Here is a 16,428-nt window from a genome sequence, read left to right on the forward strand (position 1 = left end):
ACCTGATTCGTCTCAAGAAAAAAGCCAGGAACCTATTATTAAGTGAGGAGGGAATAACACATCGCAAAAGAAGATGCTGGGATGTAGAAGCAGTCTTTGGAAATATCAAGCAAAATATGGGTTTTAAGCGATTTATGCTCCGGGGAATGGATAAAGTAACTACTGAAATAGGCCTAATAGCAATGGCACACAACTTAAAGAAGTTCAGTATAGCCTAGGCGAGGGGATCTCTCTGCCATTTTTTATCACAAAGAAGATTTACAAAAAGAAAAGTGCTTCTGTTAACAAAAAAATTATCAAAAAAAAAAGGCCATCTAAATACTTTTTAGACGGCCTCCTTAAAAGTTTTACTAATACAAATTATTAGTTTACAGCTTTTTGTAAATCTGCTCCGGCCTTAAATTTAACTACATTTTTAGCAGCAATTTTAATTGTTTTACCGGTTTGTGGGTTTCTTCCTTCACGGGCAGCTCTTTTAGAAACTGACCAAGATCCAAATCCTACCAAAGAAACACGATCCCCTTTTTTAAGAGATTTTTCAACGTTTTCTAAGAAAGATTCTAAGGCTTTTTTTGCTGCTGCTTTTGAGATTCCAGCGTTTTCAGCCATTGCATCAATTAAATCTGTTTTGTTCATAATTTGAATTTTAAATAAATTGTTGGTTAAACATTCTGTTAAATTGCTTTACAAATTTATATGGAATTCTCGGCCGTGCAAGTAATATCAAGGGAAATGCAGATTTTTGTTAATAAGTCGGCTATTTTGTTAATAAACAAGTCAGCTTTTAGTTGATTTTTATCCCTTTCAGCAACCATAAGGGCTTAGAAGAATTTTGCAGTTTCTGTAAAATTATATCCGTTTAAAAGTGATTTTATATCCATTTTTCGCTTTCCCGGAAGTTGTAATTCTTCAATTATTATGTAACCGCCCTGTGCCGCTACCTTCAGTATTTTATCTTCAACCAAAATACTTCCATTTTTTGTGTCATGAAATGCCGATTCCTTTCTACAACGATAAACCTTAACTTTTCCTTGTTTTCCATCGTTAAACAAAATGGACCAGGCCCCTGGATAAGGGTTTAGCCCTCGAATGAGGTTGTAAATTTGATCTATAGAACGATCCCAGTTAATTCTTGTGTTTTCTTTATCTAACTTTGGTGCCTCTTTAAGCATTTCTACCAAAGGTTGGTTAGTGGGTGTAAGCTTGTCTTTTTCTATAAGCTGAAGGGTCTCTATCACAAGCTTGGAACCAATTTTCATTAATTTGTCATGAAGTTCACCTGCGTTTGAATCAGCAGCAATATCAGTCTCCTTTTGTAGAATTATAGCGCCAGTATCTATTTTTTCATCCAGGAAAAAAGTTGATACCCCTGTTCTTGTTTCACTATTGATAATAGCCCAGTTTATGGGAGCAGCTCCGCGATATTGTGGTAAAAGGGAGGCATGAAGGTTGAAAGTGCCCAGCTCTGGTAAACTCCATACTATTTTGGGCAACATTCTAAAAGCAACTACCACCTGTACGGTGGGATTAAGTGTTTTAAGCTCTTCAATAAATTGCTCGTCTTTTAAATTTGTAGGCTGTAAAACTTTTAGGCCTTTTTTTAATGCGAATTGTTTGACAGCACTTTCTTGTAATTTTCTTCCACGTCCTGCAGGTTTATCAGGAGCGGTAATAACTCCAACTACATTGTAATTAGCATTTAAGATGCTTTCCAGGCTGGTCACCGCGAAATCTGGTGTACCCATAAATACTATTCTTAATGATTTCATCATTTATTTATTTTATAAATATTCCCTGATTTTATGGAAATTAATTCCTTTTCTATGAGTAATCGCAAAACTTCTAAAACCTGATCTTTAGGAAAATTTATAGTTTTGAAAAGCTCTTGAGAGGAAGTTTCAGAGCTTTTCAATACTTTCATTATTTCCTTATAAATCATATTTTTAAGTTCATTTGTCAAAGGTGCAGCTTGTTTTTGGCAAACAGAGCAAATTCCACAATTTTCAATTTGTACTTCTCCAAAGTATGTTAAAAGTTGTTTACTTCTGCAAATCGAATCGTTTTCTAAATAAGTTAAAACAGAATCGATTTTTTTTTGTTTAGATATATTATGTTGTCTTATATAAGGCACCAGTGGAAAAATCACGGAATCATCTTCCCTTGGAACCAAAAATAATACAGTTGAGTCTTGCTCTGCAAAAACATATTCTAAAACCTGATCTTTTTCCAGTTCTTTGAGAAATTTAAGGGCTATTTTTTGGTCCAACTTAGATTTTTTGCAAACCCAGGCCAGGTCAATAGCGGTTTTATTTTCCATAATTCCGCCATAGTTTCTCAAAATTGTTTTTACAAAATTTTCGTATTTCTGATTTTGATCTACGTAATACTGAAGTTGCTTGGCTGAAATAGTAAAATGAATACTGGTTTTCTTATGAAATTCCTTTGAAAGTTTAATTATGCTACACCGGTCTAAAAGCTGAAGTACTTGGTAGGTTTTTGAAAATGGAAGTTCGTACTGAGCGCAGAATTCGGAAAAACTAAAATTATATTCGGTCTGTGCTCCTTCGCCATAAGCGATTCTGAAGTAAGTATTCAGCTTTTTATAGACCAATTTAACATCTTCCAGTTGTGGTAAATTACCCAGAAACTGGTTCTTTAAAACAGGAATATCACTTTTATTGGAGATAATAGTTGCCACTGCTTTTTTTCCATCTCTTCCGGCTCTGCCAGCTTCCTGAAAATAACTTTCTAAGGATTCAGGAAGATTTAAATGAACCACCTGCCTTACATCGGATTTGTCAATTCCCATTCCGAATGCCGTAGTAGCAACGATTATATGGTTTTTGTTTTCTAACCAGTCATTTAACCTTTTGGTTTTTTCTTTTGGCAGTAATCCACCATGAAAAGTATCAGCTTTATAACCACTTTTGTTTAATAGATCAGCGATCTCCAGACTTGCCTTTCTACTTCTAACATAAACTATAGCCGTTTCATTTTTATTCTTCAGGAGTTGTTTTAATCGATTAAATTTGTTTTCGGCTATAGAAACATTGTATGAAATATTTTCACGATAAAAGGAATCTTTTAGCACTTCGATATCTTCCAGTGCTAACTCTTTTAGAATATCTTTTACCACGGTTAGGGTAGCCGTCGCAGTAAGAGCAATAAATGGGGTCCCATTTTTTAAATCTTTTAAAAAAGAAATATTGCGGTAAGCCGGTCTAAAATCATGACCCCATTGCGAAATGCAATGTGCCTCATCCACGGCGATAAGGTTCACATTCATCAGTTTAATACGCTCCTGCACCAGGTCCTGCTGGAGTCTTTCAGGGGATAAATAAAGAAATTTATAATTTCCATAGATACAATTATCAAGAGCGGTATCCAGTTCGCGATAACCCATACCTCCGGTTAGAGCCATCGCTTTTATACCTTTATTCTGAAGCCCTTTAACCTGATCCTCCATTAAAGCTACCAGGGGGGAAATCACAATACAAATTCCTTCCTGCATTAAAGAGGGGAGCTGAAAACAAAGGGATTTACCTCCACCTGTCGGCATTAAGGCAAGCACATTCTTTTGCTCCAGGAGCCTATTTATAATAGGTTCCTGGAGTGGCCTGAAAGATGTATGACCCCAGTATTTTTTTAATATATGTTGTGCATTTTGCAAATAGCCTTGATCAAATTTGGTTTAAAATAAACATGGTTCTATCAATTACTGAGGTTTTGGGAACTTCAATAGGGGTGTAGCCGTATGTTTTATAAGTTTCAAAAAGATGCTTTGAGATTAAACTCGCTTCTTTAAAAGATTCGTAACGCTCATTATCACTTTGGTAGATTTCTTCCCAGGGTGGTAAAAAGAAAATCTTGTCATACGAATACTCGGTACAGGCATCGGAGAAGTAAGTGGAATATTCGGTTTTAAAGTAATCCATATAAGCCAGTACATCAGGAATGCCGCGATCGATAAAAATAGTTGAAGCTGGAATCATATCTGCTTCACGATGCTGAATTTTTCGACCTTCTAGCAATTTTTCACTAAAGAACAAAGGTTTTTCAAGAAATAACTGATCTATTCCCTGTTTTTGAGCTTCTAAAGTTACCTGTCTTGAAATTTCATGAAGGCATTCGTAGCCGTGTTTTTCAAGTTGGCGAATTATAGAAGATTTTCCGGTACCGGGACCGCCGGTAATTACTATTTTCTGCTTTTTCACGCTGCAAATTTCGACATTTGAAATTGATTATAAAAATGTATGCATTCTATGTATCTTTGCAGCCTAAAATTAAGTTATTATGAGTGGAGCGAAAGATCAGGAAGAATTTTATACCAAATTGAAATCACAGTTACAGGATACATCTCTGTGGCCATCTGAATATCTCTATAAATTTATAGTTCCCGCAAAGTCAAATCAGGTGAAAATTATCGATAAGATTTTTGATAATATGGGAGCAGTTATTACCACCAGAAAATCCAAAAAAGGAACTTATATAAGTACTTCGGTTAATGTGCGAATGAAAAATCCAGATGCGGTAATAGAAAAGTATAAAGAAGTTGCTCAAAAGGTAGATGGTGTAATCTCCCTTTAATTTTAAATTCGTAAAATTTTATCTATCCCGATAATATTTAGTATTTTGCAGCGATTAACTTCTACATTAAAGTATCACCTTATAAATTTCAATTTTGACACACGCATTAGAATATAACTCCGAAAGGAGACACTTAATTATTCCCGAATACGGAAGACATCTTCAAAAAATGGTGGAAGAAGCCATAGAAATTGAAGACGATAAAGAGCGAAACCAGGTTGCGAAATCTATTATTGCGGTAATGGGCAATATGCAACCACACCTTCGTGACGTGCCCGATTTTCAGCATAAATTATGGGATCAGTTATTTATAATTAGTGATTTTAAGCTTGATGTGGAATCACCTTTTCCTAAGCCGACAAAGGAAATGCTAGCAGAGCGTCCAGAGATGCTAGGTTATCCTCAGAACTTTCCAAAATATCGTTTCTACGGAAATAATATAAACCGAATGATTAATGAGGTTAAGGATTGGGAAGAAGGACCCCTAAAAGAAGGTTTGGTTTTAACCATAGCCAACCATATGAAAAAGTCCTACCTGAATTGGAACCGGGATACCGTAGAAGATGATGTGATCTTTGAGCATCTTCGTGAACTTAGCGGGGGAAAAATTAATTTGAAAAACGCCGATGAAGATCTTAGCGATGCTTCCAACCTTATTAGAAATAAGAAAAAGCATACCGGTAAAAACAATAATCCTAAAAAATCCAACCGCAAAGGTGGAGGTGGACGTAAGCGCTACTAAATAATACTTTACTTTCATGGGAACTTTCCAAATTGAAGGCGGGCAGCAACTGAGTGGCGAAATTCAGCCTCAAGGTGCTAAAAATGAGGCCCTGCAAATTCTTTGTGCCGTTTTATTGACTTCAGATGAAATTGTAATTGAAAATATTCCGGATATTCTGGATGTGAATAAGCTAATTCAGCTTCTGGAACATCTGGGCGTTAAAATCAAAAAACTTGGAAAGGGAAGCTATTCCTTTAAAAGTAACGATCTGGATTTAGATTATCTAAGTAGTGATCAATTTAAAAAAGACGGTAGTGGGTTAAGAGGCTCAATTATGATCGTTGGACCATTACTTGCAAGGTTTGGAAAAGGATTTATACCAAAACCGGGAGGTGATAAAATTGGTAGAAGAAGATTAGATACCCATTTTGAAGGCTTTATTAAATTGGGCGCTGAATTCAGATACAATAAAGAAGAGCGGTTCTACGGAGTAGAAGCACCAAATGGATTAAAAGGGGCTTACATGCTTCTTGAAGAAGCTTCAGTTACCGGTACTGCTAATATTGTAATGGCTGCTGTGCTTGCTGAAGGAACAACTACGATTTACAACGCTGCCTGTGAGCCTTATCTCCAGCAACTTTGCAATATGTTGAACTCTATAGGTGCTAAAATCAGTGGTGTTGGTTCTAATCTTTTAAATATTGAGGGAGTGGATTCCTTAAAGGGTTGCCACCATAAAATTTTACCGGATATGGTCGAAATAGGCTCTTGGATAGGGCTTGCAGCTATGACCAAAAGCGAAATTACCATTAAAAATGTTCGATGGGATATGTTGGGTATCATTCCAACTACATTTAGAAAATTAGGAATTACCATTGAGCGTAAAGGGGATGATATTTTTATTCCGGCTCATACAAATGGTTATGAAGTGCAGAGTTTTATAGATGGCTCTATTATGAATATTAGTGATGCACCCTGGCCTGGTTTTACTCCAGATTTGTTGAGTATATTACTGGTAGTTGCTACTCAGGCTCGGGGGAGTGTACTTATTCATCAAAAAATGTTTGAAAGTCGTTTGTTCTTTGTAGATAAGTTAATTGATATGGGGGCCAAGATTATTTTATGTGATCCTCATCGAGCTACGGTAATTGGACATGATTTTCAATCGCAATTAAAAGCTACGACAATGACATCTCCAGATATTCGAGCGGGGATTTCCTTGCTTATTGCGGCACTTTCAGCTAAAGGAACATCCACTATACATAATATTGAACAAATAGACAGGGGTTACGAAAATATTGACGAACGTTTAAAAGCACTTGGTGCTAGAATAGAGCGGGTAGCATAAGGCGCTGTTTGTAAAATAATTTCATAAAAAAATCCGGATTGATCATCCGGATTTTTTTGTTTAAACGTTTCAGGAACTAAACTTCAGTTTCTGCTTTTTTCTTGTTCTCTTTATAGTGAAAAAGATTGTGCTCCTTAATCATTTTTGTAGTTGTTTCCGGCAACATATCTTCCCAGCCTTCTTTTCCCTCACTTATCATTTGAAGCACTTCTCTTGAGTAAATATCCAGAATTTCGGGATTGTAATTTTCAATATCCTCAACTCTTCCATTATATTTAAAAAATTTGTACAACTCTTTCATTCTAGGATGAACTTTCAGGTTTTCGCTGGTTGTGATCTCTCCTGTCTCAGGATCTTTAAGCGGATAGAGGTATACCTTGAGATCCTTAAAGAACAGTTTTCCAAAGGCTTCCAGGATGCCACCACTTAGATGTCTGTAATATTTTTCATCGAATACGTCAACCAGGTTATTGACTCCCATAGTTAATCCCATTCGTTGCTTTGAATATCTGGAGAAATATTCAACCACGCGATAATACTCCTGAAAATTGGAGATCATTACCGTTTGTCCCAGGGAACATAGTAGTTCAGCCCGGTCCATAAAATCGCGTTCATCAATTTCACCTTCAGCTCTAAGGTTGGAAAGTGTTATTTCAAAAATTACTTCAGTGTTTTCTTTCTCAACCTTGCTCTCTTTTAAAAATAATTCCAGCGAACGTTCATACATGTCCATATTTACCTTGGTCACCGGTCTAAAACTTCCTCGCAGGGCTAGAATGTTCTTCTTATAAAGAATTTTTGCAGGAAGTACATTATTACCATCAGGGGCAAACATTACGGCATCAGTCATTCCATTTTTAACCAGTTGTAGGCTCATAAGACGATTGTCTACTCCTTCAAAACGCGGTCCACTAAAATTTATAGTATCGATTTCAATTTGGTCCTTATCTATATGATCGTAGAGATAACGCAATAGTTTCTTAGGGTTATCGTATTTATAGTATGCACCATAAATAAGATTTACACCAAGGATTCCAAGGGTATTTTGCTGGTGACGGGCATCGGTTTCGTGGAATCTTACATGAAGAATAATTTCGTTATAATCTTCCTTAGGGCTTACCTGGTATTTAATTCCTACCCATCCATGTCCTTTATATTTTTTTGCAAAATCTATAGTTGCAACCGTATTGGCGTAGCTAAAGAAAAGTTTATCGGGGTGTTTTTCGCGAGAAATTCGCTGCTCAATTAAGCCAATTTCATGGGAAAGCATTTTTTTTAACCTCGCTTCCGTTACATATCTTCTGTCATTTTCAACTCCATAAATTGCATCACTAAAGTCTTTATCATAAGCACTCATCGCCTTAGCAATAGTTCCCGATGCACCTCCGGCTCTAAAAAAATTCCTAACAGTTTCCTGACCAGCACCGATTTCTGAAAACGTTCCGTAAATATTTTCATTTAAATTAATGCGGAGTGCTTTGCTTTTTATAGAAGGAACATTTTCAAATTCCTTATCGCCCATTATTGTAATTGGCATAATTTTTCTTTTAGGTGTGATTTCTTTTTTGTGTATATCAAAGGTACTAAAAACGGTAAGGTATTGAAAAAAAATATCTTTACTTTTGCTTAAAACAAACAATTCTTGGAAGTAATATTTTTAGGCACTGGCACCTCACAGGGAATTCCCATTATTGGTAGCAAACACCCGGTTTGTCTAAGTGAAAATCCTAAAGACAAACGCCTGCGTGTGTCGGTTTTGGTAAAGTGGGAGGGCTATAACATTCTTATAGATTGCGGGCCTGATTTCAGGATGCAAATGCTTGCCAATCCGGTAGAAAGCCTGGATGCCATTCTATATACTCACGAGCACAATGACCATACCGCGGGTTTAGATGATATTAGACCTTTTTTCTTCCGGCAGGGAGATATCCCAATTTTTGCCCATAAACGTGTTTTAGAATCTTTACGAAAACGTTTCGAATATATTTTCACGTCAACCAATAAATATCCGGGGGCACCGGGTGTAATTGAACACGAAATTGTAAACGAGGCATTTTATTTTAAGGATTTAAAAATTACGCCTATAGATTTTAAACACAACCGATTGCAGGTTTTTGGATTCAGACTTAAAGATTTCGCCTACCTCACCGATCTTAAATCTATTGAAGAAAAGGAGGTACAAAAGCTTGATGGTGTAAAAGTTCTGGTAATTACTGCTTTAAGAATTGAGCCCCATCATTCTCATTTAAACCTGGAAGAAGCTTTAGAATTTATTGCCAGGGTTAAGCCAGAGAAAGCATATTTAACCCATATAAGTCATTTGCTCGGCTTTCACGATGAAGTGCAGCAGAAACTCCCGGAAAATGTATATGTTGCATATGATAACCTAAAAATCCACATTTAAAATGAGTAAAAATTTATTGCTTTACCTGTTTATTTTTTCTCTATTGTTTACCATTTTTATTTATGTGAATGATAAAAAAATTCTTGATTCCAGGGATGCCGATATTCAGGCTTTGAGAGAAGAAGTCCAAAACCTGGAACTAAAAAACGATTCTATAGCCTTACTTAACAAGAATTCCGATTATTTTACTTTGTTAGATAATGGAGACGCGATGAGCTATTTTGAAGACAGAGGTATTGAAGCCGTAACTGTTTCTGAAGCTATTGAAAACGAGTTAATAGGGCACAATGAGGTGAATACCGATAATTCGTATGTACCATTTGCGGGAATGGATGGCAATATGCACATCAATAAAATCAAGATATTAAACCATAAATGGATAATTGCCGATTTTACAGATGGAACTTACTGGGGTGAGGTCTTTTTCACCTATTCAATAGATGAGGAAGGTAAACTCGATCTTAAGGCGGAAAAATCCTTTCTTTATCCGTCGAATTAAATTCGGGTTTTAAGCCATTCACGTAATTCGAAAAAATTCTGCGGAGCCACGCCGTGACCTACCGGAAATTCGGAATAGCTGTTTTCAATGTTAAGTTCATCCAATACAGGTTTGGTCTTTCTCGCCCATTCTACTGGAATTACCTGGTCAGCAGAACCGTGAGAACAGTAAAATGATAAGTTTGAAAAATCGTTTTTCTCAAATCCTGTTTTTAATATCCCCTTATTTATATAACCGCTAAGGGCTATAACATTTTTGACTTTTTCAGGGTAGGAGAGTGCAACCGCATAGCTTAAAATACTGCCCTGGCTAAAACCTAGAAGAGTAACGTTTTCAGCATCCAGATTGTAGGCCTCAATGGCTTGATCAATAAACTTTGAAATTAGCTCCCTGGATTCTTTAGCCTGATGGTCGTCACTAAATTTCCCATCCTGGTTATCCCAGTGAATTTCATACCATGCATTTCCATAAGGCTGCATTGCCAAAGGCGCTCTTACCGAAATAATAAATAATTCATCTGGTAATTCTTCAGCAAAAGAGAAAAGATCACTCTCATCGCTTCCATATCCGTGAAGCATAAGGAGTAATGGTGACTTTTTTGTCTGTTTTTTCGGTTTTCTTATAAGATATTCCAGTGAAAGTGCTTTGGTATCCATCTATTGTATTGTACTAAACCATTTTTGAAAATATGTGCCCATAATAGGCACTTCTTTTTGTTCGCCCTGTATTGCTGTTACCAGGCCGTATATTCCTAATACTGCTATAAAGACATAAAAGGCGGATGTAATTAACCAGCTGTCAAACAGACCGACCAAAACTCCAAGAACGTAAAAAGTTACATGAATACCAAATGCCTGTCTAATATGAAATGAAGCAAACGGATTTTTATGTTCATTATTCATAAAATAGGCGATAATAGTGCCAATTATGGTAAGATAGGCAACAATAGCAGGTGTTTTTCCTTCTTCGGCTACAGTTTTCATAAGGTGTTATTTTAATTTATAAAGGTAATAAATTAAGTAAGGAAATTTAAACCGAAATCTCCTGCCTTGGTAATAATTCCCAGAGCTTTTCCTTTTAGTTGATGGCCTACAAAAATGCTATTTTTTGAAGTTGAAAAAATATTTGCCTTAGAAAACACATAATTTTCATCCGGAATAAACAAACTCAGATCTGCAGGATTGCCCTCTTTAATTTCCCTGTCTTCAAGACCAAACCTTTGTTTTCCCCTGCATAGGATTTCAACAACATCTTCAGTTGAAAAAAGAGTATGCAAAGCTCCAAATGCAGATTCCAGGCCGATACTTCCATACAGGGCATTGTCGAATTCCACCTTTTTATGTTCTATGTCAATCGGAGAATGATCGCTGGTAATCATATCTATAGTTCCATCTTTTACTCCTTTTAGTAGCGCTTTTATATCTTCTTTGGTTCTTAGTGGTGGCAAAACTTTAGCATTGGTGTCAAAATCATTTAAGAGCTCATCGGTAAAGATCAAGTTATGAATAGCAACGCTGCAGCTTACATCCAGACCTTTCTTTTTGGCCTGGCGGATCAAGGCCACCGATTTCTTAGTGGAAACAGTAGGAATATGCAGTTTTCCACCGGTGTACTCCAAAAGATAGAGATCTCTGGTAATCTGTAATTCTTCGGCCAGGTTTGGGATACCTTTTAAACCCAAAGAGGTGCTGTTTTTTTCTTCATTCACCATTCCCTTGCCTGCGATTCGATCTTCCTGTGGAAAAGATTGCACTAAAGCATCAAAATTTTGGGCGTATTGGAGTGCTATTTTTAGCAAATTGGGGTTTTTTACTGCTCGTTTATAATCTCCGAAGGCTATAGCTCCTCCTTGTTTCATATCAAAAAGTTCGGCTAAATCTACACCTTCACTTTTTATAGTTAGCGCGCCGGTTGGAAAAAGTGTTACCGGGTGATTCATCGCTTTCGAAATTATAGAAGTAATCGCACTATTATTATCGATTACCGGGTAAGTATTTGGATTTAAAACAATGTTGGTAAATCCACTTTTAGCGGCAGTATCCAGGCCGTTTTCTATAGTTTCACGCTCTTCAAAACCTGGTTCTCCAAAACTTACACTACTATCAAACCAGCCCCTTGAAATGTGAAGATTCTTATGGCTAAGAATTTTAGCCGCTTTAATGGTAAGATCTTTTCCAATTTTTTTTATAATCCCGTTTTCAATTAGAATATCCAGCTTTTTATTGTGGTAAGCTGTGTGCTTATCTATAATTTTAACCGATTTTACGAGTATCTTCATTTATTTATAATTTTAATCCTATTTGGGTTTGCCAAAATTTATAACCAGTCTGGTCATTTAAGATATTTCAAAAAAAGCATTTCTATGGTTAAAAATAACAATGCAAAAATAACAAAGGGTTTCCAAAGCTCGTTGCTTTGGTCATTTGCTTTTATTTCATCAAAATAAGACGCTATATTGGGGTGTCTATTTATGGAACCTTTTTCTTCTGGGATTTTATATTCCAATTTACTTTCATTTCTGGGGGAATTAAAACTTATGTAGCCCTGGTTTTCATTTTTATATTCCAATGTATAGTTCCCTGGGGCAATATCGAGTTTCCCCAGATTAATTTCCAGGTTATTGCCTAGTGACTCTTGCTGAGGAATTAAATCTTGAGAATCGGAAACGATATGCAAGACTTCATCCTGACCGGTACGTAGCGGAATTTTAATTTTATCTTCTTTATTTATTTCATAATACAGATTCGGCAATTCTAAAGCGGTAAGTCCCATATTATAAAAAACCGGTACTATTAGGGGAGAGTTTCTGAAATTAGAATTTTCAGAATTCAAAGCCGCAGAAAATAAATAAATCCCATTTTCTTCCAGTAAAAATCCTGCATTATTCTGAAAGGAAATAATCCGGTTCCCTCTGGTTACATTATAATAGGACCGGACCTTTGGATAATCAAAATTCTCGACTCGTTCTTTAAAAACTCCGGTTAATAAAGGATGATCAAAACTAAGTTCGGTGATTAAATTCTCCTGGGTTTTTAATTCTTGAAATTTTGGTGCATTAAGAAGATTTAGAAAATGGTTAAAGGAATTTAAAGAAATATTTTTAGATGGAATAATTACCAAGCCCGCTCCATTGTTTTTAAGATTTACCAGGTTTGATTCCAAAGCTCCTGAGAGCGATTCCAACTCGTTGAGAATAATTAAGTCTGCCTTATTAAGGGTGTTGAAATCAATTTGATCAATCTCAAAAATTTTAGTATGAAACTCTGGGAGAGTAAGGATACCGGGTATAAAACTGGCATCTATATCATTGGTTATGATCACTACCTGAGCAGGTTTAAGTTTATTGATGCTAAAAAATAAGGAGTTATCGTATGTTAAAGAAGCATCTTCAATGCTTATAATACCGGTAGAAATTTCTTCAGCATTAATTTTAAAACTGGTTTCTGCATGCAGATTATCTCGGAAGCTTACAGCAGTTTTGGCTATAAGTTCTTGGTTATTATAGACTGAAATACTTACCGGTTCTAGAATCTTTGAAGTACTGCTAAGTAAAACCTCTAAATTAATGTCATTGGCTTCCCGATTACTTATACCCATCGAATCTATACTGATATTTTGAGTGTTTTCAGGAATATACGGTATGAAATGGTAGTTGATTTTTGGGGTGCCAGTCAATTTTTCTAGCTTAAGGTTTTTCTGAAAATCTGAAATTAAAATGAAATCTATTTCTCCTTCAGTATCCTCTAAAAGTTGTTCTGCCTTTAGTTTCAAAGTATTAAAATCTAATGAACTTTCAGCAAAATTAAGATCTTGAAGTTCCTTAGTTAATTCCTCTGCAGAGTAACCCCGAAACTCTTTATCATGAGTTAAAAGATTTATTTCTTCCTTCCCCGGCAGGCTTTCTAGTAACTCCTGAGTGGCTGTGGCCAAAAGTTCACCCTTTGCACCAGTGGCCTGCATGCTATAGGAATTATCTAAAAAGATCACCTTAGGGTTTGATACTTTTTCAGGATTTTCGGCCGGAAAATAGGGCTGGGCAAACGCGAGAATTAATGCTATTAACATTAGCATCCTGCTGGCAAGAACCAGCCATTTTTTTAACTGTGAGCTTTTTCTGGTTTGCCGAATAACTTTTTTTAGAAATTTCACATTTGTGAAATCTTCTTTTTGAAATCGACGTAATTGAAATAAATGAACAGCCAGTGGTATGAGTAGTAAAAACAGGGCATAAAGTAATTCCGGCTGTTTAAATTCCATAAAGCTTTCAAAAGTTTTTCAAATATATGAAATGGAATTTAAGCTAGGGTCGTTTAATTTTGAATTTAAAAGTACTGCCTTTTCCCTTTTCTGAAATAACATCAATGGAACCCTGCATTTGATCTATGTGTTTTTTTACCGTAGCAAGTCCAATGCCGCTGCCGGGATTCCCCTCCCTATCCTTAGCATCTAGAGTGGAGAAGAGTTGAAAGATCTTCCCGGTATCATTAGTATTCATCCCATTCCCATTATCACTTACAGAAAAGCAATAATAAGTTTCTGTGGTCTTAAAGCTAATATCAACTTTCCGAACGTCCTTATTGTTATATTTTAAAGCATTACTGATTAAGTTCATAAAAACCTGGCTAAGCGCAGCTTTATTTACATTTTTTAGATGACCATAGTCCGGATAAGTGATCTGTACATTTTCATCCAACGAATATAAATCGGTAATCTTTTTTAATAATGCCGGCAGGTGAACATCCTCAAAATCTTTTTCAAGAATATGATCACTGCGGTAAAAACTTAGGATTCCGTCTACATAATTTCGAAGTGAATAGGAAGACTCTACTAAAAAATCCAGATACTGCCTGCTTTGTTCGTCTAGTTTTTCTTTGTTTTCATCCTTGAGCAATTCAGTTAAGGAAATAATGTTCGCCAAGGGCGATTTAATATCATGTGAGACCAGGCTCGCAAATTTTTCCAGGTCTTTGTATTTTTGCTTTAATTTTCGTTGAACGTGTTGCAGTTTAGTTCTTTGTTTCCGAGATTCAAATAGATTAAGACTCTGGTTTGCCAAAGCGAGCAGTGCTTTTTTCTGCTCTTCGTCTAAATTTCTGATTTGGGTGTCAAAAATGCAAAAAACTGCTATGGCGTGACCTTGCGGGTTTAATAATGGTACACCAGCATAGAAATGAAACTCACGATCGTAGATTTCTTTTGCATTCCTAAAGAACTCGGAATGGTCTCTGGAATTAATGATAAAGATTTTCTCATCGGCATAAATAGTACGTTCGCAAAAGGAATTCTCACGCGGAATTTCCTCTAACTGGGCTCCGTAAACGGATTTATACCAAATATCATTTTTTCCTATAATACTAATGGTGGCTATAGGAGTTTGGCAAATTTTTGCAGCTAAAAAAGTGAGTTGATCGTAATCTTTATCCTCACCCGATTTGAAAATAGCATATTCGGCCAGTGCTGCCCTACGTAGTTTTTCGTTTGAAGAAACATATCCTTGTTGCATTTTATCTGCTATTTTCTACTTACCGGGCGAGACTTTCCATCTGGATAAAGCGGTGAAACTTTCCAGTTTTTAATCATTTAAGATTACCTCCTCACTGGTTATTATAAGTTAATAAAAATTCTGGAATTATCCATAAAAAGCAGCTAGGATTGAGGTTTTATTCTTATCGAAAAATTAAAACACGTGCCTTTGCCCAATTTGGAATCTACTTTTAGATTTCCTCCCAAATTACCAACTAGTCTTTTAACAGTAGAAAGGCCGATGCCATTACCTTTATTTCCGGAACGATCAGTTTTAGCTACAGTAGTAAATATTTTGAAAATATCGTCCTCTTTTTCCTTGGGAATCCCTATACCGTTGTCTTTAATACTGAAATAGTAAAAATCAGGATTATGAGAGCATTCAATATCGATGATAATTTTTGGTTTATCATTGTATTTTAGACTGTTTCCCAATAAATTTAAAAATATCTGCTCCAATGCGGCACGGTTAGAGCTAATAATTGTATTCTCTTCAGGAAGATTAATGATGCAATCTTCAGTAATATTAAAAAGATCTATGATTTCTTCTAATAATTGATGAACGTCAAATTCTTCATTAGTAGATGCAGCAATTTTATCACTTTCATAATGGTCCAAAATTCCATTGATATAACCACTAAGTCTTAATCCAGCTTGTTTTAAGTTTTTTAAATACTCCAATCCTTCTTCCCCCAGTTTTCCCCCAAACTTTGCTTTGAGTATATCTGCTGTGATAATCATATTTGCCAGTGGCATTTTCATATCGTGGGAAACCACCCCTGCAAAATCTTTAAGCAAGGTATTATGTTCGTTTAGCTCTTTTTTAATATTTTCTAAATAATCATTCTTACGTTTCAATTCGAGAAGAATCTCTACCTGCTTGGCTAAAGACCTTAAAGCCTTTTTCTGTGCAACGTCTAATTTGTTTGGTTGAGAATCTATCACACAAAGCGTTCCTAAAACCATTTGATTGTGATCCTTAAGAGGCATTCCTGCGTAATAAATTATAGGGTCCTTTTCAGCTGTTACAAAAGGATTATCATGGAAACGAACGTCTAACCTAGTGTCCTCAATTTCCATTAATTTTTCGGGCTCTAATATCGCGTGGCTGCAAAAAGAAAGATCTCGATCTGAAGAGCAGAGCTTTGTGCCAAATTTTGATTTAAACCATTGCTCCTTTTCACCAACCAGGGAAATTAATGCTATGGGTGTCTTACAGATAAAGGAAGCCAGCTGAGTGATATTATCGAATTCTTCTTCAGAAGGGGAGTACAAAATATTGGCATCCTGAAGCGCTTTCAGTCGTTGGCTTTCGTTATCTGGAATCGCTGGATGTAACATAG

The 16,428-nt window shown here is 36.0% G+C and carries 17 protein-coding genes; 6 read left to right on the forward strand and 11 right to left on the reverse strand.

The features are described from left to right. Positions 1-218, forward strand: a 218-nt coding sequence (locus DET49_RS12020; protein ID WP_166636574.1) for a transposase, incomplete at its 5' end; no start/stop codon positions are given. Between the two features lie 145 nt (positions 219-363). Here DET49_RS12020 and DET49_RS12025 read toward each other — a convergent pair. The 4 genes from DET49_RS12025 to DET49_RS12040 form a co-directional block, all read right to left on the reverse strand. Next, positions 364-636 (reverse strand): HU family DNA-binding protein, encoded by a 273-nt coding sequence (locus DET49_RS12025; protein ID WP_006990442.1) that lies wholly within the window; start codon positions 634-636, stop codon positions 364-366. 185 nt (positions 637-821) lie between these two features. Beyond that, entirely contained in the window at positions 822-1,769 is a 948-nt protein-coding gene (gene fmt, locus DET49_RS12030) for a methionyl-tRNA formyltransferase (protein WP_133548439.1), read from the reverse strand. Beyond that, positions 1,769-3,670, reverse strand: coding sequence for an ATP-dependent DNA helicase RecQ (locus tag DET49_RS12035; protein ID WP_133548354.1), 1,902 nt, complete (start codon positions 3,668-3,670; stop codon positions 1,769-1,771). Before DET49_RS12035 ends, fmt begins: the two co-directional genes overlap by 1 nt. Positions 3,671-3,680: 10 nt before the next feature. Beyond that, positions 3,681-4,214 carry an AAA family ATPase gene (locus DET49_RS12040; protein WP_133548355.1) on the reverse strand — a complete coding sequence of 178 codons (534 nt, stop codon included), beginning with the start codon at positions 4,212-4,214 and terminating at the stop codon, positions 3,681-3,683. A 79-nt stretch (positions 4,215-4,293) separates the two neighbouring features. Here DET49_RS12040 and DET49_RS12045 point away from each other — a divergent pair, with 79 nt between their 5' ends. From DET49_RS12045 to murA, 3 genes are all read left to right on the forward strand, one after another. Beyond that, the gene (locus DET49_RS12045; RefSeq protein ID WP_133548356.1) at positions 4,294-4,587 is read left to right on the forward strand and encodes a DUF493 family protein; all 294 of its coding nucleotides are present in this window, start codon (positions 4,294-4,296) and stop codon (positions 4,585-4,587) included. Positions 4,588-4,681: 94 nt separating this feature from the next. Next, complete coding sequence (locus DET49_RS12050; protein ID WP_133548357.1) at positions 4,682-5,329, forward strand: DUF4290 domain-containing protein; 648 nt, start codon at positions 4,682-4,684, stop codon at positions 5,327-5,329. Between the two features lie 16 nt (positions 5,330-5,345). Further along, positions 5,346-6,659 (forward strand): UDP-N-acetylglucosamine 1-carboxyvinyltransferase, encoded by a 1,314-nt coding sequence (gene murA / locus DET49_RS12055; protein WP_133548358.1) that lies wholly within the window; start codon positions 5,346-5,348, stop codon positions 6,657-6,659. Positions 6,660-6,735: 76 nt separating this feature from the next. On the opposite strand, the gene DET49_RS12060 is transcribed toward murA, so the two are convergent. Beyond that, positions 6,736-8,196 carry a TonB-dependent receptor gene (locus DET49_RS12060; protein WP_133548359.1) on the reverse strand — a complete coding sequence of 487 codons (1,461 nt, stop codon included), beginning with the start codon at positions 8,194-8,196 and terminating at the stop codon, positions 6,736-6,738. Positions 8,197-8,301: 105 nt separating this feature from the next. Between DET49_RS12060 and DET49_RS12065 the strand changes: the two genes are divergently transcribed. Continuing rightward, positions 8,302-9,063 (forward strand): MBL fold metallo-hydrolase, encoded by a 762-nt coding sequence (locus DET49_RS12065; RefSeq protein WP_133548360.1) that lies wholly within the window; start codon positions 8,302-8,304, stop codon positions 9,061-9,063. Between the two features lies 1 nt (position 9,064). Further along, positions 9,065-9,562, forward strand: coding sequence for a hypothetical protein (locus DET49_RS12070; protein WP_133548361.1), 498 nt, complete (start codon positions 9,065-9,067; stop codon positions 9,560-9,562). On the opposite strand, the gene DET49_RS12075 is transcribed toward DET49_RS12070, so the two are convergent. From DET49_RS12075 to DET49_RS12100, 6 genes are all read right to left on the reverse strand, one after another. Next, a complete protein-coding gene (locus tag DET49_RS12075; RefSeq protein WP_133548362.1) occupies positions 9,559-10,218 on the reverse strand; it encodes an alpha/beta hydrolase in 660 nt (219 codons plus the stop codon). The two genes, DET49_RS12070 and DET49_RS12075, sit on opposite strands and share 4 nt — an antisense overlap. Beyond that, positions 10,219-10,545 (reverse strand): DUF4870 domain-containing protein, encoded by a 327-nt coding sequence (locus DET49_RS12080; protein ID WP_133548363.1) that lies wholly within the window; start codon positions 10,543-10,545, stop codon positions 10,219-10,221. 32 nt (positions 10,546-10,577) lie between these two features. Next, a complete protein-coding gene (locus DET49_RS12085; RefSeq protein WP_133548364.1) occupies positions 10,578-11,840 on the reverse strand; it encodes a dihydroorotase in 1,263 nt (420 codons plus the stop codon). 53 nt (positions 11,841-11,893) lie between these two features. Continuing rightward, entirely contained in the window at positions 11,894-13,819 is a 1,926-nt protein-coding gene (locus DET49_RS12090; protein ID WP_133548365.1) for a BatA domain-containing protein, read from the reverse strand. Between the two features lie 43 nt (positions 13,820-13,862). Then, on the reverse strand, positions 13,863-15,065 hold the full coding sequence (locus DET49_RS12095) for a sensor histidine kinase (RefSeq protein ID WP_133548366.1): 1,203 nt from the start codon (positions 15,063-15,065) through the stop codon (positions 13,863-13,865). A gap of 143 nt (positions 15,066-15,208) precedes the next feature. Beyond that, positions 15,209-16,426: a sensor histidine kinase gene (locus DET49_RS12100; protein WP_133548367.1), complete on the reverse strand. Its 1,218-nt coding sequence runs from the start codon at positions 16,424-16,426 to the stop codon at positions 15,209-15,211. Positions 16,427-16,428 lie beyond the last annotated feature (2 nt).

This window comes from Salegentibacter sp. 24, from assembly GCF_004362395.1.
Classification (GTDB): domain Bacteria; phylum Bacteroidota; class Bacteroidia; order Flavobacteriales; family Flavobacteriaceae; genus Salegentibacter.